19 protein-coding genes are annotated in these 26551 nt (G+C 65.1%); 7 read left to right on the top strand and 12 right to left on the bottom strand.

From position 1 onward, the window contains the following. Window positions 1-823, bottom strand: an 823-nt coding sequence (locus IG178_RS16475) for a M13 family metallopeptidase (RefSeq protein WP_226895511.1), incomplete at its 3' end; no start/stop codon positions are given. Between the two features lie 206 nt (window positions 824-1029). Here IG178_RS16475 and IG178_RS16470 point away from each other — a divergent pair. The 4 genes from IG178_RS16470 to IG178_RS16455 all read left to right on the top strand — a co-directional run bounded on the left by IG178_RS16470 (window position 1030) and on the right by IG178_RS16455 (window position 4196). Beyond that, entirely contained in the window at window positions 1030-2349 is a 1320-nt protein-coding gene (locus IG178_RS16470; RefSeq protein ID WP_193213668.1) for a sulfatase family protein, read from the top strand. Window positions 2350-2495: 146 nt separating this feature from the next. Next, window positions 2496-2972: an RNA polymerase sigma factor gene (locus tag IG178_RS16465; RefSeq protein WP_193213667.1), complete on the top strand. Its 477-nt coding sequence runs from the start codon at window positions 2496-2498 to the stop codon at window positions 2970-2972. Then, window positions 2969-3397, top strand: a complete 429-nt coding sequence (locus IG178_RS16460) for a hypothetical protein (protein ID WP_193213666.1) — start codon at window positions 2969-2971, stop codon at window positions 3395-3397. The genes IG178_RS16465 and IG178_RS16460 overlap by 4 nt, the downstream gene beginning before the upstream one ends. Before the next feature lie 25 nt (window positions 3398-3422). After that, window positions 3423-4196 carry a S1C family serine protease gene (locus IG178_RS16455; RefSeq protein WP_193213665.1) on the top strand — a complete coding sequence of 258 codons (774 nt, stop codon included), beginning with the start codon at window positions 3423-3425 and terminating at the stop codon, window positions 4194-4196. A 68-nt stretch (window positions 4197-4264) separates the two neighbouring features. Here IG178_RS16455 and IG178_RS16450 read toward each other — a convergent pair whose 3' ends face one another. Both IG178_RS16450 and IG178_RS16445 read right to left on the bottom strand, forming a co-directional pair. Then, a complete protein-coding gene (locus IG178_RS16450) occupies window positions 4265-7258 on the bottom strand; it encodes a hypothetical protein (RefSeq protein WP_193213664.1) in 2994 nt (997 codons plus the stop codon). A gap of 247 nt (window positions 7259-7505) precedes the next feature. Beyond that, window positions 7506-8951 carry a hypothetical protein gene (locus IG178_RS16445; protein ID WP_193213663.1) on the bottom strand — a complete coding sequence of 482 codons (1446 nt, stop codon included), beginning with the start codon at window positions 8949-8951 and terminating at the stop codon, window positions 7506-7508. Window positions 8952-9079: 128 nt separating this feature from the next. On the opposite strand from IG178_RS16445, the gene IG178_RS16440 reads away from it, so the two are divergent. Next, entirely contained in the window at window positions 9080-10006 is a 927-nt protein-coding gene (locus IG178_RS16440) for an alpha/beta hydrolase (RefSeq protein ID WP_193213662.1), read from the top strand. A 66-nt stretch (window positions 10007-10072) separates the two neighbouring features. Here the strand turns inward: IG178_RS16440 and IG178_RS16435 are convergent, their stop codons facing one another. From IG178_RS16435 to IG178_RS16405, 7 genes are all read right to left on the bottom strand, one after another. Then, window positions 10073-12997 carry an ATP-binding protein gene (locus IG178_RS16435; protein ID WP_193213661.1) on the bottom strand — a complete coding sequence of 975 codons (2925 nt, stop codon included), beginning with the start codon at window positions 12995-12997 and terminating at the stop codon, window positions 10073-10075. Window positions 12998-13141: 144 nt separating this feature from the next. Further along, window positions 13142-14440, bottom strand: a complete 1299-nt coding sequence (locus tag IG178_RS16430) for a hypothetical protein (protein ID WP_193213660.1) — start codon at window positions 14438-14440, stop codon at window positions 13142-13144. A gap of 77 nt (window positions 14441-14517) precedes the next feature. Next, the gene (locus IG178_RS16425) at window positions 14518-15585 is read right to left on the bottom strand and encodes a right-handed parallel beta-helix repeat-containing protein (RefSeq protein WP_193213659.1); all 1068 of its coding nucleotides are present in this window, start codon (window positions 15583-15585) and stop codon (window positions 14518-14520) included. Window positions 15586-16247: 662 nt separating this feature from the next. Beyond that, complete coding sequence (locus tag IG178_RS16420; protein ID WP_193213658.1) at window positions 16248-16901, bottom strand: PEP-CTERM sorting domain-containing protein; 654 nt, start codon at window positions 16899-16901, stop codon at window positions 16248-16250. After that, window positions 16898-19258, bottom strand: a complete 2361-nt coding sequence (locus IG178_RS16415) for a DUF5060 domain-containing protein (RefSeq protein ID WP_226895510.1) — start codon at window positions 19256-19258, stop codon at window positions 16898-16900. Before IG178_RS16415 ends, IG178_RS16420 begins: the two co-directional genes overlap by 4 nt. Before the next feature lie 480 nt (window positions 19259-19738). Then, window positions 19739-21511, bottom strand: a complete 1773-nt coding sequence (locus IG178_RS16410; protein ID WP_193213656.1) for a heparinase II/III domain-containing protein — start codon at window positions 21509-21511, stop codon at window positions 19739-19741. Between the two features lie 114 nt (window positions 21512-21625). After that, the gene (locus IG178_RS16405; RefSeq protein WP_193213655.1) at window positions 21626-22234 is read right to left on the bottom strand and encodes a hypothetical protein; all 609 of its coding nucleotides are present in this window, start codon (window positions 22232-22234) and stop codon (window positions 21626-21628) included. Between the two features lie 292 nt (window positions 22235-22526). On the opposite strand from IG178_RS16405, the gene IG178_RS16400 reads away from it, so the two are divergent. Continuing rightward, window positions 22527-23111 carry a LemA family protein gene (locus IG178_RS16400; protein WP_193213654.1) on the top strand — a complete coding sequence of 195 codons (585 nt, stop codon included), beginning with the start codon at window positions 22527-22529 and terminating at the stop codon, window positions 23109-23111. Window positions 23112-23131: 20 nt separating this feature from the next. Continuing rightward, window positions 23132-24133: a DUF3137 domain-containing protein gene (locus tag IG178_RS16395; protein ID WP_193213653.1), complete on the top strand. Its 1002-nt coding sequence runs from the start codon at window positions 23132-23134 to the stop codon at window positions 24131-24133. A 41-nt stretch (window positions 24134-24174) separates the two neighbouring features. On the opposite strand, the gene IG178_RS16390 is transcribed toward IG178_RS16395, so the two are convergent. Next, window positions 24175-24930: a PEP-CTERM sorting domain-containing protein gene (locus IG178_RS16390; protein WP_193213652.1), complete on the bottom strand. Its 756-nt coding sequence runs from the start codon at window positions 24928-24930 to the stop codon at window positions 24175-24177. 194 nt (window positions 24931-25124) lie between these two features. Next, window positions 25125-26477: an SGNH/GDSL hydrolase family protein gene (locus IG178_RS16385; RefSeq protein WP_193213651.1), complete on the bottom strand. Its 1353-nt coding sequence runs from the start codon at window positions 26475-26477 to the stop codon at window positions 25125-25127. Window positions 26478-26551 lie beyond the last annotated feature (74 nt).

Here is a 26551-nt window from a genome sequence, read left to right as displayed (position 1 = left end):
CCCCCGGCAGCCCGGCCGCCGCGAACATCCCGGTGAAGTCAAAGCCCGGCGCGAACGCCGCCAGCTCCGCCGGCGTCATCGGGTGGTAGGTCTTGTCGCGGTCGCGCAGCTCGGCGCGGTCCCAGCTGGCCCCGGCAAGCCGGGTTTCGAAGGCGATGACCTCCTTCGCGGTCGCCGCGGGCTCGGGCCACTCCACCAGGGTCATCAGGGTGGTCAGGTATTCCTCGTACTTCTCGCGGATTTCCGCGAACGACTCCTTGAGGTAGTAGTTCTTGTCCGGAAGCCCGAGGCCGCCGGAACTCAGGTAGATCCCGTACTTCGAGGGGTCCTTGGCGTCCGCGTGGATGCCGCACCCGAAGAGCCCGCGGCCGAGGAAGCCCGGATCCGCCACCAGCGCGACGAGGTCCCCGTGGCTTTCCGCCTCCTTGATCTCGCGGAGCGCCGGCCCGATCGGCGCGGCCCCGAGTTCCTCGACCCGGGCCTCGTCCATGAACGCGGTGTAGAACTTGCCGATCTTCGACGTCCCGCCGGCGGCCTCCTCGAGGATCCCGCGGACCCGGGCTTCGGAGAGGATCGCCAGCGCGTCGAAGTTGCCGAAGCGGAAGCGGTCCGGCGGGATCTCGGTCTTTTCGAGGTAGGTCCCGTTGGCGTAGGCGAAAAAGTCATCGCCCGGTTTCACCGACTCCTTGCGGCCGTCGAGGTCGAAGCCCCACTCGCCGAAGCGCGGGCTGGCGGCGAGGTCGCCGGACGGGAGGGCATCCTTGGCGATGCCGTAGACGACCAGGGTGCCCAGCAGGGCGGCGGGAACGAGCAGGGAATTCATGAAAAAAACGTCAGCGGGAGAAATGCGGTCCGGTCGCAGCGGGCCTGCGCCGGATTCCGACCCCGTTCAATCGGCGCGGACCGCGGGATTCGTTTGGCGGAGTCGCAGCATCCGGGCCAATCCCGGCGCGGCTTCACCGCCGGATGTCGCAGCTGCCGGCATTTTTTCCGTTCCCCCGCGGCGGGAACCGCTTGAATGGGCCCGTCATGTTCCGAGCCGTCCATTTCCTCCTGACACTGGTCCTGGCAGGTGCCGCCGCCCCGGCCCGCGCCGCCGATCGTCCGAACCTCGTCATCCTGCTGGCCGACGACATGGGCTATGGCGACCCTTCCTGCTACGGCCATCCGCTCATCCAAACCCCCAACCTCGACCGGCTCGCCGGCGAAGGGCTGCGGCTGACCTCCTTCGTCACCGGCTGCTGGTGCGTGCCCTCGCGCAACCAGCTGATCACCGGCCGCTACCTGCCACGGGTGAAATTCGGCGGCCACACCGGCGCCGACGGCAAGGGCGGGCTGCCCGATTCGGAGAAGACGCTGCCGGAAGCGCTGAAGGAAGCCGGCTACGCCACCCACATGGTCGGCAAGTGGCACCTCGGGTACAAGGAGAAGCGCTTCCTGCCGGTCCACCAGGGCTTCGACACCTGGTTCGGCCTGCCCTACTCCAACGACTACATGAAGCCCTGGGTCCAGACCGACGAGCCGCTCGGCCTCTACCGCGGCGAGGAAATGGTCGAGCATCCCTTCGACCAGGACACCCTGACCCTGCGCTACACCGCGGAGGCGGAGTCGATCATCGACAAGTCGGACCCGGACAAGCCCTTCTTCCTCTACCTCGCCTACGCGATGCCGCACCTGCCGATCCACGTGTCGAAGGAAGGCCGCGGCCATTCGAAGGCGGGACTCTACGGCGATGTGATCGAGGAGCTCGATGGCTCGGTCGGCCGGGTGCTCGCGGCGCTGGACAAGAAAGGCATCGCCGACAACACGCTGGTCTTCTTCACCTCGGACAACGGCCCCTGGACCGACCTGCCGCCGCGCATGCTGCAGGCGGGGATCCACCACTGGCACACCGGCTCCGCCGGACCGCTGCGCGGGGCGAAGGCCACCACCTATGAAGGCGGCGCGCGGGTGCCGGCGATCGTCCGCTGGCCGGGCAAGGTCGCCGCCGGCGGGGTCTCGCCCGAGCTGGTCGGCATGCCCGACATCTACCGCACCTTCATCGCCGCCGGCGGTGGCAGCCCGCCGGAGCTCCCGCTCGACGGCCAGGACCTGACGCCCTTCCTCAGCGGCAAGACCCAGGAGTCGCCGCGGAAAGACTACTTCTACTTCCGTGAAGGCCTCGAGGCCGTGCGCGAGGGTCGCTGGAAACTGCGCACCACCACCGGCGAGCCCGAGCTCTACGACATGGTCACCGATCCCTTCGAGCGCTTCAACCGCGCCGCCGAAATGCCGGACCGCGTCGCCGGACTGCGCAAGCGGATGGAGAGCATGGCGAAGGAAGTCGGCGTGAAAGTCGCCGGCGGCTGAGCACGCCCACCTCTTCCCCCTTCACCTCCCGGCCCCACCGCAGAGCCGCGACTTTTCGCATCCGGGCACCCGGGACACCGGCCCGCCGGGTTTTTTCCGGCGGCGTGATAAATCCATCGCCGCGCTCCGCTGTCGGGGGTGAAGGCATGGAGGACCCGGCACAGGATTGGAACGATTGGCTCGCCGGGAACGCGGGCCGCTTCCTCCTCTTCGCCCGCCAGCAGACCCGCTGCGAGTCCGACGCGGAGGACGTGCTGCAGGACTCGCTGGTCGAGTCGTGGCGGCGCGCCGGTGGCCGGCCCGATGCCGCGCTGGTCTTCGCCACCATCCGACGCCGGGCGATCGATCTCGGCCGCTCCAACGACCGCCGGACCGTCCGCGAACAGGAAAGCGGCGAACTCCTTTGCGCTCCTGCCGGCGACCGCGAAACCGCCGAGATGCTTTCCCACGAGCTCCGCCGCCTGCCGCCCGAGCAGCGCGACGTGCTGACCCTGAAGTTCTGGGGCGGCCTGACCTTCGCCGAGGTCGCAACCACCCTGGAGATTCCCCCGGGCACCGCCGCCTCTCGCTACCGCCTGGCCCTCGAATCCCTCCGCGAAACCCTCGCCCTCTCGTTGCCATGAATCCCGACGACGACCTCGAAGCCCTGCTCGGCCGCGCGGCCCCGGCACCTCCGTCGGCCGCCCTGATGGCCCGCCTCCAGGCGGCCCGGCCCGCCGACATGAAGCCGGCGCACCCCCGCATCCTGCGCTTCGGACTGCCTCTCGCCGCCGCCGCGGCGACGACGCTCGCCTGGCTTTGGCCACAACCTCCCGCCGCCGCCCCGCAGGTCGCCGACACCTCCAAGCTCCAAGCCGTCGGCAGCGTCCAGCATCTGATGGAAGTCGCCGACCTCGGCATCGTCGTCGGCGAGGACGACCAGCCCGTCCGGCTGATCCGCACCCGCTGGATCGACGAGATCCTCTACGCCCCGCCCGGCGGCGGCACGCCGGTCAAGCAAGGCCGGGTCCGCGAGGAGGTCCTGCCGGTGTCCCTCGAACTCTACTGAAAGGAACCATGAAACCATTGAAACCATGAAGACCATTCCCTTGTTCATCGCCGCCATCTGCGGCCTCGCCGCCGCGCAGGAGCCCGAGCCGGCCGCATTCCCGTCGGCGCGGATTTACGCCGTCAAAGGTGCCCCCGCGGACATCGACATCCCCACCCTCGAGGCGGGTGATCTCGCCGAACCCTTGCGCTGGGCATTCGGCCAGGCAGGCAAGGCCTTCGAGGGCATCGAGCGTTCCGGACCGGTCGGCTTCCTCGGCGTCAATGCCGCGGTGGTGCCGCACGAACTTTCCGCCCACCTCCCGCTGCCACAGGACACCGGGCTGTTGGTGGAGGTGGTGGCCAAGGACAGCCCGGCGGCGAAGGCCGGCCTGCAGCCGGACGACGTGCTCGCCAAGCTGGACGACCAGATCCTCATCGACCCGCGCCAGCTTTCCGTGCTCATCGCCAACAAGGCGGAAGGCGACCGGGCGAAGCTCACCTACGTCCGCAAGGGCGAGACCCACGAGGCCGAGGTGGTCATCGCCAGGCGCGAAAGCACCGCTCCTGCGACGGGTCACATCGACGCCGACATCCTGTTGCAACAAGCCGGTGGCGCCCCGCTGCGCACCTTCGTGCGACGCTTCGAGATCCCGGGCGGCCATCGCATGGCCACCGTCGGCGAATCCGTCACGGAGTCGCACGAAGTGACCGCTCCCGACGACAACTCCGGGCCGGCCACGCCTGCAAACGAAGATGTAAAGCGGGAGCTCGATGAGATCCGCGCCCTGCTGGAAAAGCTCCAGCAGAAGGTGAAGTGACGGCTTTTCAGTAGAAGCTCCGGTGGGGTGGGAACGGTTCCTGCCTCACCGGACGCTGCGCGGCGGAACTAGGGCGCCTCGAAGGAGTCATCGCTCACCCCGATCCGGAAGAAGCGCCCGCGAGGTGCGGCCGGGAAAGTCAGGGTTCGCCGGACGTAGATCCCTTCAACGACCGAAGTGATCGAACTGCTCTCCCTTTCTTCCGGAGGCAACGTGGCAATCGGGACGAAGCTCGACAGATCGGTGGAGACCTGGGGATTGATCCAAAGATTGCCCGGATCGTCCGGGACAACGTAGGAGAACTCCACGCCTCCCTCCACCCGGCGCACCGAGGGCATGCGGCTGCGGTCGACCTCGACCTGATGGGGATCGCCGAGCGCGAAGACATGGTAGAACAGGTTCGGGATGCCATTGCCCGACCAGTCGGCGGTGTCGTCCGAGCCGTCGCTGGCCAGGCCGTAGCCACGGCGGAAGTCGGCCACCGCGCCGAGATAGGAGACGCCGGGCGGATAGCTGGCCACACCGTCCTGTCCACTCGCTGCGCTTCCATTCCCCAGTCCGCCGGCTCCCCGGCCAACGCTGACGTTGCCACTATTCACATAGTTGTTGGCAATCACGATGGTGCCGCCGTCGCCACCGAGTCCGCCGTCGGCTCCCGTTCCGCCAAGGGCCATCTGGACGCCCGAATCCCCTCCTTCTCCCCCACGGGCGGAAAGTGATCCGGAAAGCGACAAGTTCGGCGCGCTGACAAGAAGGTAGCCGGCCGAGCCACCGTCGCCTCCGTTTCCGGGGGAACCGAGTTTATTAGCCTCGTCCATGTAGGCGAGGCCGCCCTCTCCACCATCACCGCCATCGACTCGCAAGGCCCCGCTGATCGTAAGCGTGACGTTGGTGACGAAGGCCATTGCCCCTCCATCGGTTCCGTCCCCACCATCCTCCGCAACGGCGTCACCATGGACGTCGGCCCCGTCCGCCCCACGGATTCCGCCCATCTTGATGGTCGTGCCCACGCTTCCGCCGCCCCGCGAAACGAGGGCGAAGCCATGACCGTCGGCGCCTTCGAATGCCACGCTTGAACCCGCCGCGAAGCTGAAGCTGTCGACACAGAACACCCGCCAGATCCGGCCCGTCATGTCCAACAGCAGGCCACGGCTGGCCATCACGAGGCTGTTCGACTCCGCGTCACGGATTGTTCCGATATCGGTGTTGATCGTCACCATGTCGCCGGAACCCAAAGCCAGGTTGCCTTGGGATTCGAAAAGGAACGGATCGAGCGGCAGCACGGCCTGCACGTCGACGGCTTTCACGTGAAGCGCCACGTCCTTCCACGGCGTGAATCCGGCGTCGTCCAGGGCGCGGATCCTCAGGTTTCCACTGCCCGGCGCCGCGGCCTGGAAGGAGAGGGTGCCGGTCGGGCTGACGTCGGGAGGAAGCGCGAAAAACTCCGGCGTGTCGGTTGCCACTTCGAAGTCCGTCGGCGCCACACCCAAGCCGCCGGGCACATGGAACACGAAGTTCTCCAATGCCACATTCTGGCTCGTCTCGAGCACGATCTGCTCCGCCGCGACGGCCACCGTGGCGTCGCTCGTCTCTTCGACGACCTCGAAGTTGAAGATGAATCCACCGGGTCCGGCGGTGCCGAGGACGGAGTCCCCGGGGTCGGCGTCGCTCCATTCGAAGCGCAGCGTGTCCGGTGCCGGATCGCTGACCAACGGGCTGTCCTGTGGGTTCCAAAGCTGCGGGTCGCTGATCGACCCGAAGCGCAGGGCACGGCCCGGAGGCGCCTGCAGCACCTCGAGATCGCGGACCGAGAAAACCAGGGCTTCCCCTTCTTCGATCGTCGGGTAGTCGTCCGGCGCCCCTTGCACCGGCTCGTCGATGCCGAGCAGCCCGTTGAACGCGCCGTTCAGGAAGCCCGGCGCACCCGGCTTGCTGCTTTCCCCCTCCACGTGGACGGTGAAGCGGAAGCGGAAGCCCTGCGGATCGACGATCGTGTTGTCGCTGTTCCATACGGTGAGGTCCGCCTCGAGCCGCAACTCACCGACGTTGCTGGTGGAGTCGAAGCCCCAGCTGGAAACCACCGTGACCGGCACGTTGTTGCCTTGTGCGAAGTCATTGAGATCCCCCGCCATGACCCCGCCGCCGAAGATCCCCGCGCCCTCCGGGCTGCCGGTGTCGACCTTGCCCGCCGTCCGCAGGTCGAGCGCAATGCTGTCGACCACCGGGCGCTCGTCGACGATCGGATCGATGCGGACATTGTCGACGATGAAGGCATTGAGGAAGTTGTTGGGATCGAGCGAACTCGTCGGATCCATGTCAGCAAAGCCGAGGAAGATCCCGTTCCCCGCCAGCGATCCCGGCAGGACATCGACCGTGGCAATCTGCTGGCCGTCGATGCTCCAGGTCACCGTGTTTCCCGTTCTCGTCACCTCGAACCGATGCCAGACGAAGGCCGTCTCGCCCGGCTGGGTGCTGCCTCCCTGGCTCGCATAGGCATTCATCTGGTCCACCGGCGCCTGCTGCGCGGGAAATAGCGCTTGATGGTAGCCAGCATCACCATCGGGACTGCCGGCCATGAAGGAAGCGGGCAACGCTTCCATGCCGTTCACGAAGGCCAGGAAGTTGTCACTGCCCTCACCGGTCGTGGAGCAGCCGAACAATGCCACCCCGTTGCCCGGGGTCGCCGGCCATTTGGTATCCAGCCCGGCGCTGCCGATCCCGAAGGTGGCGACCTGCTTGCTTTCCGGCAGCCAGCCGCCCAACGGACCGACGTAGTTCAGCCAGCCGTCGAACTGCAGGCGGAAGTCCCCGTTGGTTTCCACCCCGAGCGGACTGGCCGAGATGCCTTGGGAAAGGTTCGCCGCCTGATTGACGAGGAAGCGCATCCCGACCGTCGTGCCACCTGCCGAATTGGGCGCGGCCGGAATTCCCAGCGAGCTGTAGTCGAAGGCATAATCGACGCTGGCATCCGTTCCGGAGAGCTGCGCACTCCAGGCTGCGGCACTGGTCCCGGCGTCGAAGTCATCTACAAAAAGCGGTTCGGAAACCGCCACGGCGTTCATCACTGGCAACAGCAGTGGAAGCCAACGCAGACGGCCGGCGAGGGCGGGGCAAAATCGATCAGGACTCAATGAATTTCAGGGTGGGTGAAGCTCCACGATAGGAATTGAGCCGGAATCGGCAACCCTGCGGACACCCTCACCACCGCGTCATGGAATTTCCCGCCGCCGCGCCAGCGATCCTGCCCGGTCGCAGCGTGCCCATATTGGCCGTCAAGTTCGTCGATTAGCCGAAAATGGAAGCTCCCGGCTAATACTCGATCTGGACAAAGTAGCGGTCGCCGCGGCCGGAGATGTCGATGATCGCCTTGTAGATACCGGCGGCGGACTGGCTGGCCATCTTGGTCGTCACCGCGCTCAGGTCATCGGTGAAGCCGTCCTCCAGCGACGAGGTTCCGCGGACCGCGCCGTAGGCGAGGCCGATGGAATTGGCGGTCGCGGTATAGTCGACGTAGAGCTTGTCCCCGACCCGTTCCACGCCGAGGACCTCGAGACCTCCGGTGGGCGCGTCGCTGGGCATCGGCGGATCTTCGTAAAAGTGCGTCCTTTCGACAAAATGGAGCTCGTAGAGTTCCGCCGCCGGGACCACCGGGGTGGCGTAGAAGAGATTGCCGCGCAAGGCGCTCGCTTTGGCGACCATGGTGAGGGCGGCAAAGGGAGTCTTGCCGCCGGGGGTCATGTCGATCGGGTGCTGGAGAATGCCCTCAACGCGGAAGGCCCGGGAAATCACCGGCGCGGCCTCGTTCTGGATGATCCCGGAGACACTCAACGGGAACCCTTTCACCGTGTCGCTGGCGATCGTCGGGGACAGCCCCTTGAGCAGGGCGACCTGGAAATCCGGGGTCGCGGAGGCGGGGAAGGCCCGCATCGCCTTCGCCTGCACGCGGACCACCTCGTCGACCTTGATCGCCACCCAGTTGCCGGCCCAGCCGGAGCTGGTCTCGAAGCTGTAGCGGGTCGCCGCCGGGCGCGCGGCAGCCAGCGACAGCGCGTCGGTCTGGAAGCCGGCCCGCGGATCGTGAAGGTAGTGGGTGAAATTCGAGGAAACGGCCTCGGCACCGAAGGCGCTCAAGGTGCGCCCGTCGCGGTTGGTGAAGTCATTGCTGAAATTCCAGTCGAAGAAGGCCCGCGGGGTGTAGCCGCCGGCCGTTTCGACGCCCCAGTTCCAGTTCGACTCGACCCAGGCGGAGAAGGTCTTGCTCTCGCCCGGCTGCAGCACGATCGGCGCGCCCGGTTGACCGGATTCCGTCGGCGAGCTCAGGCTGAGGGTGAACGTCTTCCGGGCGTTCACATTGTTCTCGTTGGCGATCTGGAGCCGCGCGAGCCCGTGGAACTCCCCCGCCGCGAAGGCGTCCCGGAGGAAGTCGTCGTTCTTCTTGAAGGTGAACCCGACCGGCGGATCCCAGATCTTCACCCGGGAGCGCGTCATCGTCAGCGGTTCGTTGTAAGGATTGTAAAGCGTGACCGAGGGCTCGTAGACTAGATGGGGCACGGCGTAGTACAGATTGCCCTTCGGCGAGCCATAGCTGTTGTAGAAGCTCACCCGGTCCGTCAGGTGGCAATGGTGCGAGACCATCGAAAACAAGATCTCCACCTTGCTGATCACCGGATAGAGCGTCCCGCCGGATACCGGCAAGGCCGGGACCGCCAGCAGGATCAGACATGCGCCTATCTTCGATCGAGTCAATGGAGTCATGGAATCGCGAACGCTAGGGAGCCCTCCCCTACCATGTCAACCTCGTCCCCCGTACACGACCCGCCCGAAAGTCCGCCAACATACGGCTCGGGCTTGAAGACAAAAATTCCATCCCGTAAGGCTCGCCCGTGAACATTCAATGGAACGCGACAGCGCGATGGGGAAAGGTGGCAGCGATGGCCGTGGCGGTGGCATTGGGATGGGCAGGAGCAACCGCGGCCGAATCCCGTGTCTGGACGCGAAAAGCCGACGGCAGGACGCTCACCGCCGAGTTCACGGGTTATGACAAAGATACCGGTGAAGTGACACTGCGCCTCGCTTCCGGAAAGAACGCGAAGATCTCACTCGCCACCCTCAGCGAGGCCGATCGCGAATGGGTCGAGGAAACCGGCGGGGCCACCGCGGAAGTCGCGAAGGAAGGCCGCTACGAGGAGATCACCGTGCCGGACGTCGATGTCGGCCGCGGCGTCGTCTACTACCCTTCCCGTTACGATCCCGCGACGGCGGCGAAGATGCCGGTCTGCATCCTTTTCGATTCGGGCGGCAATTCGAAGGTGCTGGTCGACACCCTCCGGCCCGCCGCCGACGAGCTCGGCTGGCTGCTCGTCGGGCTCGACATCTACAGCAACGACCGCTTCACCAATCTCGGCTTCAAGCCCTTGTTCGACCTGACCGAGACCGCCGTGGAGCACGTCCTCGACACCCTGGAACATGACAAGTCGAAGGTCTTCTTCGGCGGCATGTCGGGCGGCGGGCTCCATGCCTACCGCTGCAGCGCCTTTGTCTATCAGAAGGCCGCGGGCATCCTCGCCTTCGGCGGCTGGCTGAGCAAGAACCACGACTATCCCTACGCGAAGGGCATGCACGTCGCCATCATCAACGGCGACCAGGACACCGAGGCCAACAACTGGATCGAGGCCGACCGCGAATGCCTCGAGAAGCTGCGCTGCAAGGTGAAGGTCTTCGACTTCCCCGGCGGCCATGTCATCGCCCCGCCCGCGGTGGCCACCGAAGCCGTACGCTGGATCCATCAGGAACGGAAACTAGGTCCATAGTCGTCCCGGACCGGCGGCGATCGGGATGCCGCTGGACTTTTTCAATCCCCGTGAACCTCGCCGAGGTCAATCGAAGCGGCGGCGGGCCAGTTCGCCGACATGGCGCGCGCCGCGGCGGCCCAAGAAGGGCGCGACATCGGGGTGCCGCCAGCCCGATGCCTTGAGACGTCCGATGGCATTCCCACCGTCGTCCGGCGCGAATCCGAAGGCCTCGGCGGCAACCAGCGAGAGCAGGCCGGCGCGGATCCCCAGCGTCTCGAAACCGAGGTGGTCCGCGGTGGCGGCGACATGACGGAGGTCGGTCATCGCGGCCAATTCATCGCGCGCGGCGATGGCCCACTCGGCCCGTGCAAGACGGGCGGGAAGTTCGAACTGCGGTTGCAATCGATCCGCGGCGTCGAGGCAGGCCTCGTCCAAGGATCGCTTCGCCCGCCCGAAGAGCTCGCCGCGCTCCTTGGATTCGGCGGCAGCGAATGCCGCCTGGAGGGATGCCAACCCGAGAAGATAGGGGGCGGTGTTGCCGAAGGCGTGCGGCACCGGACTATCACCCAGATCGCCGGACTCGATGGCCTCGATCACCCGTGATGCCTGCCCGGTGGCGATGAGGAATTCACCGTGCTGCCGCCCTGCCAGGTCGGGAAGGAGGCGTTGCCCGGGAAATCCACCCGACCTCCTCTCGCGCAGGTGGCGGGAAAAAATCCTGCCCGCGACCGCGGTGCGGCCGGAATCGAGGAATGTCATCGCCACCTGGGCCGCGACGAACTCGCCCATGACCCGGGCCTCGTCGCGATTGATGCTGGCGAGATGCGATTCCAGCAGGCTGCGTTTGCGGAGCGCCAGCCAGATGAGCTTGCGCCCGGCGCGCCTCGCCGGCGCGAGTTTGCCTCTCAGGCGATACAGGGCGAGCTGATGGCACAGCGTGAAAACCTGAACGGAGGCGAGCTGGGAGTCGTCGCCCCGCAATGCCTGAGCGTAGCCGCTGGCGTGGGATTGTTCGAGCAAGCGCTCCGCCCGGTCGAAGCGCATCAGGGAGATCTGGCCGAGGGCTTCGACGACATCGAGGGCACAGGTCTCCTCGAGGCCGATCCCCTCGTTCCCCTCTTCACGCAGCGAAAGCCGGACCGCCTCCATGCCCGCTCCCACCTCGTGGGCCGCTCCGAGCGAGAAGAGAGGATAGAGCATGTAGCCGTGCGAAAAGCGTTCGAACGAAACCTCGCGGTGAACCCGGCTGGCCTGCCCCGCGAGACAGCCGTGGATGACGGCGTGAAGCAGTTGGGTCAGGTCCGCGGGATCGCGCGGGCGGTGTTCCAGCACGGACAAACGGTAATGGTCGTACAGCGCGAGGTGGAGGCTCTTCCACAGGCGCGCATCGCGGTCCTGCAGCGAAACGGCGAAGTGGTTGTGGATGATCGGATGCAGCTTCAGGTCGAAGCCGGAACCACTGGCGAGGCCGGAACGGATCAGCTCGGCCGCGACCTGCTCCCAGGCGGCGGAGGACGCCGGGGGGACCCGGAGATCGGGGGAGCCGGCAAGCCGGTGCGACTCGAGCAGCGCCTTCAGCGCGACGGGATCGGGATCCCCTTGGAAAACCGAGCACACCCGGAGCAGCGCTTCAGCGGCGGTGCCGGCAATGGCAATCTCGTGACGCCGGAGCATGGCGTGGGCCGGCGAGTCGGCGGGTCCGGAAACGAGTTCCGGCAGCGTGGCCCGGGGTCGGGATTGGCAGGCATCGAGCACCCGGTGCAGGCCGTCCGCGGGATCCGCGGGGCAGGCCTTGCCCGCCAGGCCGGCCAGCAGGTGGGCGAACAAGGGGCTGCCCTCGGTGAAGGTGATCGCCCGGTGAAGCAGTTCGCCTTCCACCCGCAGGCCGCGGCCCGCCAGGATCGAGGCGACGGCAGAGGATGAAAGCGGGGGCAGCTGGATCTCCCCCGGCGACCATTTCGGAAAGCGCAGGGGGACCCGGGTGGTGACAATCAGTCCCGCCTCGGGGTGGCCCTGGAATCCGCGCAGCAAGGCAAGGATCTCCGGATACGATTCCGGAACGGATTCACCGGTCGCCGGGTCCAGCAGCACTTCGAGCCCGTCGAGAAACAACAATGCCGGCCGGCGACCGAGCTTCTCCATCCAGCGCCGGACCCGGGCAAGGGCGGGCAGGGCCGGTGCCGCGGGAAGCCCGAGGAAGGCATCGAGGGCCGCAATCAACGGGGACAATGCCTGATGCCGGAAGCCGGCGTGTGCCTGGCGATAGAGCGAGAACTCGAAGACCGGCAGGGCGGGTTCCGGCAGGGCGCGCAGCCAGTCGCGGACGAAGGCGGTCTTGCCGCGGCCACCCGGCCCGGTCACCTGCACCAGGCCCGCGCGGGATTCGAGAAGCCGGGACAACGCGGCCAGTTCTTCCTCCCGCCCGAACAAGGCCGCCGTGCCCGCGGCACGGTCCAGGGGCGGCAGGCCGAGCGCCTTGGCAATCAGCGCCTCGCTGTCACGGATCGCCCGCTCCGCCGCGGGAGCCCCGTTGATCGTGACGTCAATCCGGTCCGGACCGAAGCGCTCGGGATGGTCCGCCGGGAAAATCCGGACGATCCGCCCCCCGGCCGCACTGCCCGGATTGTCGAAGGTCAGCAGCCGGCCGATCCGACCGGTCACCGTCGCCAGCATCGCATCGTCACTCCAGCCATCGAGATCGGCCCCGAAGAGTCGCTTGATCCAGGCCACCCGGCCTCCCTGATAGAGCTGCATGGCCACGGTCCGGGCGATCTTCGCGTCGTGATGATCCTCGATCAGCCACCGCCCCGGCTCCGGGCCCAGTTTCGTCCGGAGCGCGGCCAACAGCACGGCCTTCCACCCGGCACTGTCGCGGAGCCGCTGATGACGCGGCATCCCGGACTGCGGGCCACCGGCGAATCCAGCCCGCGAGCCGCCGTCGTACAGCTCCCAGCGGGCGAGCTCCCATGCTCCCGCATCCAATCGCAGGTCGATCTCCAGGCGGTTCAAACAGGGGGGAGAATTTCAGGGGAGGGAGGATGGAATTCCATCCCGATCAGGAATCCACCTGTCGTGGAAGCTACACGGGCGCCCGCCGGCTTGTCGAGAAGCCGTTGGGCGCCCGCCCGGGGAGGAAATACCCGTGCTTGCGAATTACTCCGATGTGCCACCCGCGTTGAACAGGAAGCGGTAGAACGACTTGTCACGTGCCGCATCCGTCCAGAGGTAGGGGTCTCCGTTCGGATTCCAGTCGGAGAGGTTGTCCGAGGATTCCATCTGCAACTCGATCTGAACTTCTCCTGTTTCCAGGTCCACCTCCAGCAACTGGCCGGGGCGCAGATCCCGGATCGATTCCAGGGTATAAAGCCCGAGGTCATTCATCGTCCGGGTGCTGCCGCGGATGGTTGCCAGGGCATCCGCTGAAACGATGCCCTCGGGACCTTCCTGCGCGGGATTCCATCCCCGCGAGAACTCGAAGCCATCCGAGAAGAGATCCCCATCCGTGTCGCGCAACAACGGATCGGTCCCGCTCCCGTACTCGTCTTCGTTCGTCAAACCGTCCCCGTCCGGATCGGACGCTCTCGCCGTGACCACTCCGGCCGCGATCTCGGCCGCGGTGAAGTTCGCCGCCAGCCAGTTGTCGTAATCGATGTCCTGGGTGATCCGCCCGATGACGACGCCGTCCTCCCACGCGGCATCGGGATCAAACACCCACGCGGCGCTCTCCGCGTTCCAAGCATAGCCGCCGCGCGTCGACCAGCGACCGAGGCTGTCGCGTGCTCGGACATAGAACACGACATCGTGACCGACCGTATCCCCGCCGAGGGCCGTGGCAAACTCCCCTTCCAGGCGGAAGGTCCCGGCACCCCCGGCAATTTCCTCGATCACGGCAAACGGATGGCCGCTTCCAGGTTCGTCACCCGGATCCGTCGTCAACTCGGCCGCCGCGATCACCAGCGGTGACGACACGTGGAAGGTGGTTTCCATCGGCGTCCCCCAACTGCCGTCGGAGTCGCGGAAACGGATGAACAGGTGCCGGTGTCCCTCGGCGAGGCCGCTGCTGTCGATGCCGGTCACCGACACCTCCTCTTCGGCCTCGTCCCAAGCGCCGTCCACCGGGGCGGCGATCGGCGTCCCGTTGCCGGGACCCGGATCGGAGTCAATGAACCACTCTCCCCCTGTCAGCACCGGCTCGCCGTTGATGTGGAACCACCGGCCCTGCCAGTTCGACCAAACCCCGTTGCTGCCCTGCATGCGGACCTCCAGCCAATGGGCACCAACCGACAAGCCGGAGGAGTCGACGGACGCGGAAAAGCCGCCTTCCCAGTACTCGTCACGGTCATCGGTCGCGACCTGGGCAAGCGGCTCGGACGGCCCGCCATCGATCCGGTACTCGGCCAATCCGATCGTCCCGCTCGCGGCGAGACCGTGGACGGCGAGAACGACGGACATCACGGCGATCCACAGGCACCGGCCCGGTCCGCTGCTTTTGCGAATATTCCCTGACATGGCTTCGATGGGCGGAGGCTTCAGCGGACGGCACCGGTGGCATCGATGGTGAAGGTCGACCCCTTCGGAACCAGGCCTTCGCGGATCGTCACATCGCGAATGAAGGGCCCGTCGTTGGGAGAGGTGTAGAAGCGCTGCGCGCCGGGGCCACCATAGGCGCCCATGTCGTTGCGGGTGCCGTCGGGATCGAGCCAGGACAAGCCGGGCATGCCGCTGTCGATGCACGGGTTGTTCCCCGGGACGAGGCGGAAGTCGCGGGTGGTGAGTGGCCCCGTGCCGCCGACGAAGGTCGGGCTCGTGCTGATGGAATGGGCTCCGGTAGAATACCTGGTGGAGAGGTTTGTGTTATAGTTTCCAGCCGTGTTTCCGATCGCGTTGTTGTAGTCGATCAGGATGGATCCAGATCCGTCATAGCTACTATTCGCGCCCATCTCGATTCCATACGACCCATTGCCGATAAAAATATTATTATAAGCCGCCATCGAGGCATGGTAATTAGTGGGGTAACTGTAGTAATTATTGATCTGGATCCCGCTTTCCGTATTCGCGGCGAATACACAATTGTAGATGACGAGCTTCGCTCGCTCCGAGGAGTTGGGTGGTGCTGCGGCCAACACCCCATCTCCCGTGTTGCCGACGAGAATGAGGTTTTTCAGGGTCAGGGAACCCCGGGCAGGCTGGTAGATGCCGGTCTGCGCCCCCGAGATCGTGAATCCTTCGATGGTTACGTTCAGCGACTCATTGAAAGTGATCCCATGCGCGTGGGGGGAGCGTTTCGACCCATCGATCAGGGTCGTGTGAGGGCCATCGTGGGACCGGAGCGTCACGTTCTTGGTAATCGTCAGATTCTCATGGTAGGTCCCCGGATAGACCAGGATGTCGTCGGCGCCGAGAAAGAGGTCGCTGATCGCGGCCTGGATCGTGTCGTAGGGGTGCGCGGCGGTTCCGTTCATGGCCGGGTCGCCCGCGTTGGCTTGATCGACGTAAGCCGTGGTGGCCGCGGCGATGCCGGATGACGCGAGAATCGCCAGCGCGATGGAGCGCCGTGCCGCGGGAATGGACAGGATGGAGTAGTGGCGGAGTTTCATTGGTATGGTTTGGGGAAGAGTTCCAACGATTGCAAATGGAGGGGACCCACCCGGGAACGACCGGAAGCGATGGATCCCAACCCTCCCCGGACGAGGCAGCCCGCGAAGGCCCCTGCCTGCGTCCCGCATCGAGCGAATGAGAGGCACCCGCGGAAAACGGGAAACCAGCCGACCGCCGGTGCCGGACCAACGGTTGCTTGCGGGGAGAACGGGGGAGCCATGGGGGCGTCGGGATTCCTGGGGAGGTCGCCGTAGGAAAGCCCCTCCCGGCCCGGCGCTTCATTCAAAAGTTCATTCAAACGGCAGCCGCGAATCATGGCTTCTCGATCCCGGTGCGACGAAACCACGGGGCATCGCCCGACAAGCTGACGGGAGCACAGGATCAGCGGCCGGAAACATTCTGCGGCCGGGCATCGGATCCGTACTCGCTCCGGGCATGGCGGATGGGTTTCAAAAAACGTCCTTGGGAACGGCCAGCGAAAGACGCGATCCCATCGGATTCTCCCGGATGAATTGCGGGAATCTTCAGGCATCCGAGCCCTGTTCGGCGTCCTCTGGTCGAACAAGTTGAAGTCACCGATCTCGCTTCCAATCCCCCGTTCGCCGGCTTGCAAACATTCAAGCCATGGCATGCGCGGCATCCCCGTTCAGGGTCGGCGCAATCAGCCGCCGTCTCGTTCCGCCCGCCGGCGCAATCGCCGGAGCAACGCGGCCATCACCAGGCCACCGGTGGGCACCACGCCCGATATTTCGGGGGTCGCGGTGACCGTCAACCCCCAGCTGACCACGGTCGACTGGAATACCGGCGACACGTCGGCGACAAACAAGGTCCAGATCCCGTCGGCATCAAGGCCGTTGAAACTCGACAAGGTGGCGGTGCGCGGATCGGTATCGACCACTTCATCCCATGGTGTTTCCCGCGCGTCCGGCAGGAAGTCGCCGGAAAAAATGCTGCCCGAATAGGTATGGATGTCCTGGCTGGCCTCCGCGGAAAAGGTCACGTCCATTCCGGAGGTGAACGAACCGTCCGGGTTGCCCGCCGTCCGGCCGACCCGATTGAGAAGAACACTGAAACCCGTGCCTCCGGCGGTGGTGTGGATCAAGTAGGCATAAAGGTCGCCGTTGAATCCTCCATCGATCTCCAGATGCAACTCCACGCTTTCGATCGTGCCGAAGCCGGTCGACAGCATCCGGCTGTCCGACCACCCGAGTTCCGTATTGTCGGGCACCAGGGCGTGGACGGTCCATTCCGTCGAGATCGTGGCCGCCCGCGCCGGACCCGCCAGCAACAGGACTCCCAAAGGTATCGCTTTCATGGTTCCGCTGGAAGGTTGACGCGGTAATAGGCACCGGACGCCGGGGGCGAAAGATCGGGAAATTCCAACGTCCCGGTACGGTTCGTCATTCCCGTGTGAATGCTATCCCAGGACTCGAGGTCGACCGAACGCTGGACGACATAGGTGGCCCCGGGAACTGCCTGGAACCGGAGAATCATACTGGTTCCCGCCGGCTGCAGATTCACACGGTTGCTGCCGGTTCCCCCGCCATCTGGCGGCGGCCTCACCACCACGCGGGCCAGCCCGGTCGTGGTGGCACCGTGCGAATCGCGGACGGTGATCGGAAACGTGTCCGGCCCGGAAAACCCGAACAGGGGAATGTACATGATCGAGCTGCCATCCGCGGTCACCGAACCGCCGAATGCCGACCGCGGGCCGGCCGAGTCCAGCACCACCGGATCGCCATCGGGATCAGACGCCACGAACAGCAACTTCGGTACTGAAATGGAGGCAGGCGTATCGAATCCGGTGGCCAGCTTCACGCCGCCGAAAGCCGGCGCCTGGTTCGTGGTGATCCGGCGGACGAGCACGATCCAATCGTCCGCGGGCGAATCCGGCGCCGTCCCGAGATTGACCGGACCACCGCCTGTCACCGCCGGGACCGATCCGCCCTGCAGCGATCCTCCACCACGTGGATCGTACCAATGGATGCCGAAGTCGCCGGCGGGCAAGGTCAGGTCGGTGGAGCCGCCCGCCGTGAGTTGCACCACGTAGACGTCCCCCGGCTTCATCAGGCAATGGGCGGAGACATCCTGAACCCGCTCGCCGCCCACCAGGGTGGTGACGAGGGTGTCGTCGTTGACCATTTCCCAGAACGGCACTCCGCCGCTTGCCCAGAAGTCGAGCATGTGCTTGCAGAGGGGCCAGAAGAGGGAGCGGCTGCGGAAGTCCTCGCAGGTGAGATCGGACTCGGCATGGTCGTAGCCGAAGTACCATTCCAATCCGGCTCCTCCCGCCATCGGGTTGGCCCAAAGTGCGTTCACCCGCGCATCGCGGTGACTGTTTCCCGCGTCGTCGTCGGGACGGAGCGCATTTCGCGAGTTGCCGGGCTCATCGCACGCCACCACCCATGGACGCCCCGCGGCGGCTGACTTGTCGACCCAGGTCTTGGAATCGGTGAACACCGAGGAGAAGTCGACCTGGTCATCCGGCTGGAGCGAGATTCCCGTCAATTTCGACGCATTCCCGAGCATCGAATTGTAGAGGTTGTGACGAGTCGATCCGGTGTGAAACACGATCGGGTGCCGGTAGGGATCGTTGTCGTGCAACCACAGGGCGAAAGCTTTTCGCTGTCCCTGGCTGTTGATCAATTCCTCCGACAGATTCCAATTCAGCGCGAGGTGGTGGGAGAACCGGGCGACCAGCTCCCGGTAGTAGAGCTTGCGTTCGGGGCCGATTCCTTCGGATGGATCATCCATCAACTCGCAGCTTTCGTTTTCGAAGGTCTTGAAGTGGAGATACATTCCCCGGACCGCCGCGTAGGAAAACACCTGCTCCCACTGCGCCAGCTTCGAAATGTCGAAACGGTCGTGGTGCACCTTGTCCCCGTTCCAGCGATCGTTGGTGCCGGAGGTCCCGAATGTCTCGGCGGCATTGATCAGATGGGGGAACACGTTGTCGTCGTCGCCGTCGAGGCTGAAGGTGAGAAACGAAAATGCGTTGAGCCCTTGCGCCGATAGATAGCGGATCGCGCCCAACAGCTCGGTGCCCTTGACCGGCGACTCCGGGGCCAGCGGATCCGACCAAGTGTAGGGTCCCGCCTCCGCCTCGTCGAAGTCGACCTGATGATCGCTCCACGACTTGCGCCGTCCGCCCGCGTCCGGGGTGCCGTCGAAGTCCTCGTACGCCAGCAGGTTCTCGGGGGAGTCGGTCCCGCATTTCATGAAATACTCGCCGGTGCCGGCAAAGCGCAGGTGATGCTTGCCGACGTATTCGAGCCGCCCCTTGCCGCGCAAGTCGCGCCCGCTCTTGTCGGTGGGAAGGACGATGAAGCTCCCCGCCGCCCCGTCCGGTCCCGCGACGGCGCTGCCGGCGGCCGGATTCACGTCAACCGCGATGTCGTCACCTTCCCGGAACGAAACCGACCAGCTCCACGTTCCGGTTTCGTCCGGCGCAAAATGGACATGCCAGAGGTTGCCCGCGGTCGCGCCAGTGTCCGCCGCGTCCCCGTCAGCCGCGAAGTATCCGGGAACCACGTAAGACTTCCCGGAGGCCGCATGCGAAAAGCGCGCGTTGACGCGGTAGTAGGTGAACGGGTTTTCCCCTTGTTCAGGACCGATCCCCGCGGTCTCGCTGGCCGCCGGCCCTTCACAAACCAGGGTAATCTTGTGCCACATCCGCAGCTCTCCCTGTACATTGACTGGCGGTCCTTCCGCTCCTTCCGCGACAAGAACCGCGAAGGCCCAATATGGGACTATGCATTTCATGGACTTCGGCGGGGTTGGGGGTGATCGTCCCTAATCCACCAAAACCCGAGCGATTGCCATTCCAAATCGAGCTTTATCTCGAGGAGATTCCCGATGATCTCTTGGCTAGGGACCCAACCGACGACCTTGAGCCGCATTGGTGCAAACCGTGCTTCGAAATCCAAGCCAACGGGACGGGCGCGCGAGTCTGCATCCGCCGGCGACCGGTTGCAGGCACCGCCATGTGGGTGGAAGCTCCGCCCCGGCATTCCCCGCGGCAGCTCTCCCCGATGAACCGGGTGGCCTTGAAGCAGGATCGTGACATGGCACGCGGATCACAGGTAACGCAGCCTCGGCGGGGTCCATTGCCTCAAAGACCGATCCCCCCGCGGGCAACCCGGACCGGATGGTTCAGCGGGGCTTCGACCACGGCCGGATCTCGACCGCGATGTTCACGCGGTCGGCCTTCGGCACGGTGAGGACGACCGCGCGATAGTTCTTGTTCTGGTTCTCCCCGGCGGTCGGCGGCGTCGCCTCCGCAACCGACCATACGCCGGCACCGGAAAGATCGCGGAGGGTGATGCCCCGTCCCGGCCTCGAGATCGTCACCGAGTCGCCGTCCATCACCGGCGGCACGTCGGCGAAGGCCCGCCAGACGACTTCGCCCACCGGCGACTCAATCCGGTCCTCGATGCGCACGACCCCGGTCTTCCGGTCGAAGGTCGCGGAGCGGACCACCTTGTCCGCGGACCCTGCATAGGCATCGCTGAGGTCGAAGCTGACCATGAAGGAATCGCCCTCGAGCGAGGAGCCGATGACCGGGCATGGCTTGGCCTTGGCGTTCTGCAGCTTGCCCCCGATCTCCAGGGTATTGTGGGACCGGTTCTGGAGGCGGTAGTATGTCCAGCGCTTGCCGCTGAAATAGGAGGGCAGGTTGTAGTTGTCGCTGCCGAGGTCGTGGATCCAGCGCTCGCCGTGCGCGTCGTAGCAGAACGAACCCGCATCCATGTGGCCGTGGCTGGCGGCAGGCGTTCCGCCCTTGATGGCGAACCACGGATCCTTCCCGTTCCACCCGGTGCGGAAGAGCGCCATCGACTGCTCGCCATGAAAAACCGCCGCACCCGCCGGATCCGCGCTGGCCAGGGACGCGGGCGGCAGCCACAGGATCGACAGCGGGAAGCAACGGTCGGGGCGGAACTTTCCCCCGCCCTCCTCGAGGGCGCGGGCGAAGAGCCTGCGCACGTGCGCGGCCTGGGCCCCGTCGCCGTAACGGGATGCCAGCCAGCACTGCGCCGGCGACGGGACTTCCCGCGAGGCATTCCCGTCCGCGAAGTTGTAGTTCAAGCGGGTGTTGCTCGTCAGGTGCATGATCGAGTCCCCGGCTTTCCGCAGGATGGGATCGTCGTGATATTTCTGCCCCAGCGGCCCGCACGCGCCGAGCAGCATCACGTGGTAGTCGCTACCATAATGCCAGTAGGCGGGGCCCTCCGGATACATGCCGTCCGGTTCGTAGAAGCGGCTGCAGTTCCCGACGAGGTCGAGGCCGCGTTGGAACAGGTTTCCGGCAAGACCCTCGTCACGGCCGTCGATCGCCGCGGCGGCGAGGGCGATCCCGCTGCCGCAGACCTGCGACCAGTTGTTGCCCGGCTTGGACCACCAGTTCCCCTTGTCGTAGACCTCCTTCGCGGGCTTCAGGGCTTTTTCGACGAGCGCCTTCTCGCACATCTCCCTTTGCCCGGGAGTAAGGGTGTCGTAAAGCCAGTCATATCCCGTGGCCACCGCGGTCGCCATCTCCGCCACGTCGAGGAAGTGGCGCGGGTTCCAGTTTTCCATCGCGCAGGCGGCTTCCAGCTCGTCGACGGCACGCCGGCGGAACCTATCCTCGCCGGTGATCCGCCAGGCCCAGGCACTGTGCATGACGTTGTGCAGCGCCCGCCTCGACTCGGCAAGCAGTCGCAGGCCGTCGGGGATCTCGAAGCGGCAGGTCCGCTCCTTGAGGATCCGCTCCGCTTCCCCGATCGCCAGGGCCTGCAAGCCGGCGGCCAGCGGGTCGGAATCCAATGTTTCACGGACGCGGGCTTCACCCGACTCCGGCAACCAGAGCCTCGGATGCTCCTTTCCGGCAAACGGGCCGGCCAGCGTCCCCGCGAGTGTCAGCAGCCAAACTCCGAATATCCTCCACATGCCGACGCCATACGGGCGGAGAGAGCGGGATTGTTTCGCCGGCCATAGAGAAGATGGCCGGTCCACACGCCCCGCGGCGATTCCCGCCGGCACCGGGGATTTTCTCCGAAAAGGTCACCCCTCCGGGGCCGACTTCTTCTTGAACATGTTCCAGATCGTCCGCTGCGGGGTGTCCGCGATGCGTTTCATTTCGCTGAGATATCCCTTCGGCACATCGGTTCTCCGGATGCGATTCTTGGGCACCAGCGGGTAGTCGCGGGCGATGCGTCCGGCTTCCGCGTCGTAGTGATCCGTGATCACGACCATCCCCTGGCCGAAAACGGGAAGCTGGATGATGTTTTTCCCGTAGATCGAGATTGCATCGACCCTCCCGATGTAGGCCGCTTCCCCGGCGTTCACCTTGAACGGGACCGACATCGGCAGCCGGTTGGAAACCGTCATCGTCTGGTTGTATCCCATGGCAGTGATGGACCAGTAGTTGAGTTCGTAGTCGCCCGCAGGAACCGGAATGGCAAAGGTCTCGTCGGTCTTGGAAAAATTGCCCGGCGAAACCCGGAATCCCTTCTCTCCGCCCTTCCCGCCGATGGCGATTCCCGAGACGGAACCATTCACCTCTTCCCCATCGCGGTTGAAAGTCTGGACGCGGAAGGTCCCCACGATAAGGCCCTCGCCCGGTTTGAGTCCACGCGCCTGAAGTTCTTCCCGGGTGAGATTGCCGGGCATCCCACAGGATGAAAACAGGAGCGCGGCCGGCAGGATTGAGAAAACCGCCCGCCACACCGACCGCCACCGCGCACGAAGGCCTTCCGGCCTGACCTCTGAAGTATGAAATGTCTCCACGCGGGATTCCGCGATGAAGGAAAGACTTCAATCAAGCCCTTACATTTCGAAATGCTTATCTTTTTCCCGAAGCCAAAGAGATCCATCACCCGGAGCCGCGGACGGCCGCGTTCATTTTCTTACATCGACCTTTGTTGTTGTCCATGATGGCAGAACCCCTCACGGTGAGGATCCTATGAATCCATCAGGCTGGCTGTGGGGTGGAGCGTTGGTCGTCGTGCTGATCTCGGTTTACGCATGGTACGCCGGGATGGTGCGGAAGAGAAACAAGGCCCTGCAAGCGCTGTCCGGGATCGACATCCAGCTGCGCAAGCGCTTCGACCTGATTCCCAACGTGCTCAAGATTGCCGGTCGTTTCATGGAACATGAGCGGGATCTCATGAAGGAACTCACCGAGCTCAGGAGCCGGGCCATGGAGGTCTACGACAAGGGGGATCCCGGCAGCGTGGAGAAGCACCTGGCCGCGGCGGCGGCCGTCCAACCGGCGATGACCAACATCTTTGCCGCTGCCGAGAGCTACCCGGAGCTGAGGTCGAGCGACAACATGCTCGCGGCGCAACACACCTACACCGAGGTGGAGGGCCATCTCGCCGCAGCCAGGAGAACCTACAATGCCACGGTCGAGAGCTTGAATTCTTCCATCCAGATCTTTCCGGGCAACCTGATCGCGGCACTCGCCGGGATCAAGGTCATGCCATTCTACGAGGAATCCGTCGGGGCCGCCAAGCTGCCGGTCTCGGCCGGCGACTACCTCGGATAAACCCCGCCCCCCCGATAGGAATGAGCGTTCATGAGCAACTCGAGATCGACCGGAGCCGGCCGGAGCTCGCGGGTTTCGACGATTACTACGCAAACCGTATCTCGCCCCGGCTGGCGGCTCTCGCGTCGGAGCAGCGGAAGGCCCGGACATGGGCCGCCTGGATTTCGTCCATCGGATTGGTCGTGACGGCGGTTTTGATCTGGTCGTTGCGTCGACACTATCACGTCGGGAAATGGTTCGAGCCCGGCGACGACGGGAGACCCGGCTGGGCATTCTGGGTAACGGCCGCTTTCGTCGCCTCGTGGCTGGGCACCGCCATCTGGAAGCTCATGGAACTCAAATCCTCGGTGAAAGGCTCCCTTCTGAAGGAGGTGAGCGCTTTCTTCGGCTTCGAGTATGAACAGCGTCCCGGTTCCCACAATCTCGGTGAATTCTCCGCCGCCCGCTTGGTTCCATCCTACGACAGAGCCAGAACCGAGGATCGGTTCAGCGGTTGCCACGCGGGGGTCGATTTCGAGCTCTTCGAGTGCTTCCTGAGCGCAGAGACCGGCAGCGACGAAGACCGCGGCTCCAAGCAGGTTTACCATGGTCTCCTGTTCAGTTTCTCGTTCCCGAAGGCATTCTCCGGGCAAACCGTGGTGCTCAAGGACCAGGGACGGATGCTGAACTTCCTGAAAGGATGGAAGCACTCCGGCGAGAGGATCAAACTCGAGGACCCCCGCTTCGAGAAACACTTCGAGGTTTGGGGGACCGATCCGATCGAGGCGCGCTACCTTCTCACGCCGACGTTCATGGAGCGCGTCGTGGAACTCGCCGAGGCCTTCGGATCCTCGAAGCTGGAGCTCTGTTTCAGGAACAAACGCCTGCTGATTTCGGTTCCGGTCGTAAGGAACCAGTTCGAGGGCGGCGGCATGCTCACCGATGTCCGGAGCAAGAAGCGGGTCGAGATCATCGTCAGGGAATTCACCCGGCTCTTCGACATCGTGAACACGCTGAAGTTGAACATCAGGACCGTCGTCTGAGCCAAGCTGCCGCGTTCAGTTCGCTTCACCCCGGATGCCCGTCAGACACGGCGGCGGCGCACCAGCAACAACCCACCGAGCAGGGTGAGAGCCAGCGCTCCGGGTTCGGGCACCACGCTGTAGGTCACCGCGTTGAGCTGCCACGCTCCGCCTCCCGCCTCGTTGCCGAAACCAAAGGCAGGCACCACGGCGAATCCCGACAGGTCGAGACTGATGCCCTCCGCACCGGTCACGGCCGCGCCGTTGTTGAAAAGCGAAACCGACGAAGACGCCAGTCCGGAGCTCGTGTCGATCACCAGCGAAAGGGTGGACGGATCGAGCGAGGGAGTGGTGGTGAGCGAAGTGGTGCCGTGACGTGTCTCGCTGCCACCGAGCTGCGTATGCAAGCTGAAGTCCTGGCTGAGCCCGAGATTGCGCCACTCGATGTTGACCGAGCTGTTTCCCTGGGTCGCTTGCCACCGCTCGTCGGTGTTGGTGGGGGCAGCGGTCGCAAGACCGACGTAGAAGAAGTTGCCGCTGAGCTCGGTGAGCGTGGCGCTGATGGTGTAGACCTTCCCGGCCTCGAGGGCGGCCACCCCGATGAAGGCCGAGTTATCGTCCCCGCTTCCTCCCGTCGAGGCCCCGCTGCCGTCGGCGGAAAAATTGCTACCCGCCGTCCAAGTGCCGCCGACATCGGCCGCTGCCCCGTTCAGGCCGACGTTGGCACCGTTGAAGTCGTCGGTCACGATGATCGCCGCGGAGGCAGAGCCGGTGAGCAGAAGAGCGGCGGAGATTGGGACGAAGTTCTTGGACGACATAAAGCGCCCCGATTTGACCAGACCCCTGGCCCTCGTCAATGCGTCGATTTCACGAATTTGGCTTTTTCGTGATTTTACGTGCCATTTTTCAGATCGCCACCGCCTTGATCGCTCCGGCTTCCATTATCGGGCTCCCATTCGAAAACGGCCGCGTCCAGAGAGGGCGGGCATTTGCCGAAACGTGTGGATGACGATCACTCCCCGACCCTCTTGATCTCGAACCGGTGCGGCCGGGGTTGGTTGATCTTGAAGATCTCATCCTCGATTTCCCGCGCCGCGGCTTCCGCTGCCTTCACCCGTTCGTCCATGCCGGGCATTTTCTGCTCCACATCCGCCAACCGCTGCTTCTCCGCATCGTCCGCCGGGTTCTTTTCGACCTGGGCCTGGAGGAACTTCCATTGCTGGAACTGGGACCACTCGTTGCGGAGAGCTTTGACCGGCCCCTCGTTCCGCTGCTTGTTCAGTCCGGCGACTGCCGCCGACTGTTGATACTGGGGGGCATTTGGCAAGGCGTGCAGCGGCAGGCCGGCATGAAGCTCCCCGCCGGTCGACCGGGTCACTTCGACTCCGTCAATCGACACGGCATAGGTTCCGGCCGGCAACCCCGCCACTGTCAACATTTCCCGCCCGTATTCCCGGCCGAGATCCGTCAATCGGACTCCGGCCTGCGCCTCCTCCGGCAGCACCCAGGGCAGCGCGTTTTCCAGGGACGTGAAGGCAAGCCGATCCGCCGAACCTTCCACTCCGGTGATCTCGGTGGACTCGGCAGTGGAGGTCCAGGTTCCATTCTTCACGGTGAAGCGCATGTCCGAGACGACCCGCGGGAAGCCCAGGTCCTCGATCATTGCGGCCGCCATCACCACCTGCCCCGGCGCGTCCGGATGCACCGAGTCCTTGATCAGGGTGAACGCCGGATCCTTCCGCCGCTCATGGAGCGTGGTCTCATTGAGGGGGCCCCACAGATCGACGAACCCCAGCCCCCGCTCGCACGCGGTGTCCCGGAGCCAGGCGCCGTAATAGGCGAGCGTCGAGTTGTAGAAGGTGACCGCCTTCGGTCCCATGAAGCCGCCGGGCGGCTGCATGCGCTTGGCACGCGCGTCGAACATCGTCGGCGTCATCAGGATCGCCTTGGCCCCGCAGGCGTCGATTTTCTCCAGCAGCTGGTTCATCTCCGTGCTGTAGGTCGTGAACACATCGTCCAGGTACTCGGCGTAGCGGCCGTCGTTCATTCCCAGCAGAACGGTGACGTACTTCGGCTTGTAGGCCGCGACGTCCTTGTCAAAGCGCAGCAACGCGTCCCAAGCCCGCGCGCCCCCCACCCCGGCATTGTGCAGCCGCAGTCTCATCTTCGGGAAGCGGGTGTAGAGGTAGTCTTCCACGTACTGGGTGTACAGGCACTGGTGCGTGATGCTGTCGCCAAGGAAGACGATGGTGTCGCCGTCGCGGAGCTCCAGCTCGGCCAAGGGCGACCGCGGGACGTAGGCCGGCTCCTCCGCGGCGGCGAGCCCGGCAAGCGAGAGGAAGAGGGCGGCGGTCCAGGCTTTCATGGGTTTTTTCATGGATGTCCCTCAACGTTTCCATGGCCTGGAACCTTTCGGCCGCGCGGTTCAGGCATGCGCAA

The sequence above is a fragment of the Neoluteolibacter marinus genome, from assembly GCF_014904755.1.
Taxonomy (GTDB): Bacteria; Verrucomicrobiota; Verrucomicrobiia; order Verrucomicrobiales; family Akkermansiaceae; genus Haloferula; species Haloferula marina.
The sequence above is the reverse complement of the archived record's forward strand: the minus strand, read 5'-3'. Positions and strand labels throughout refer to the sequence as shown.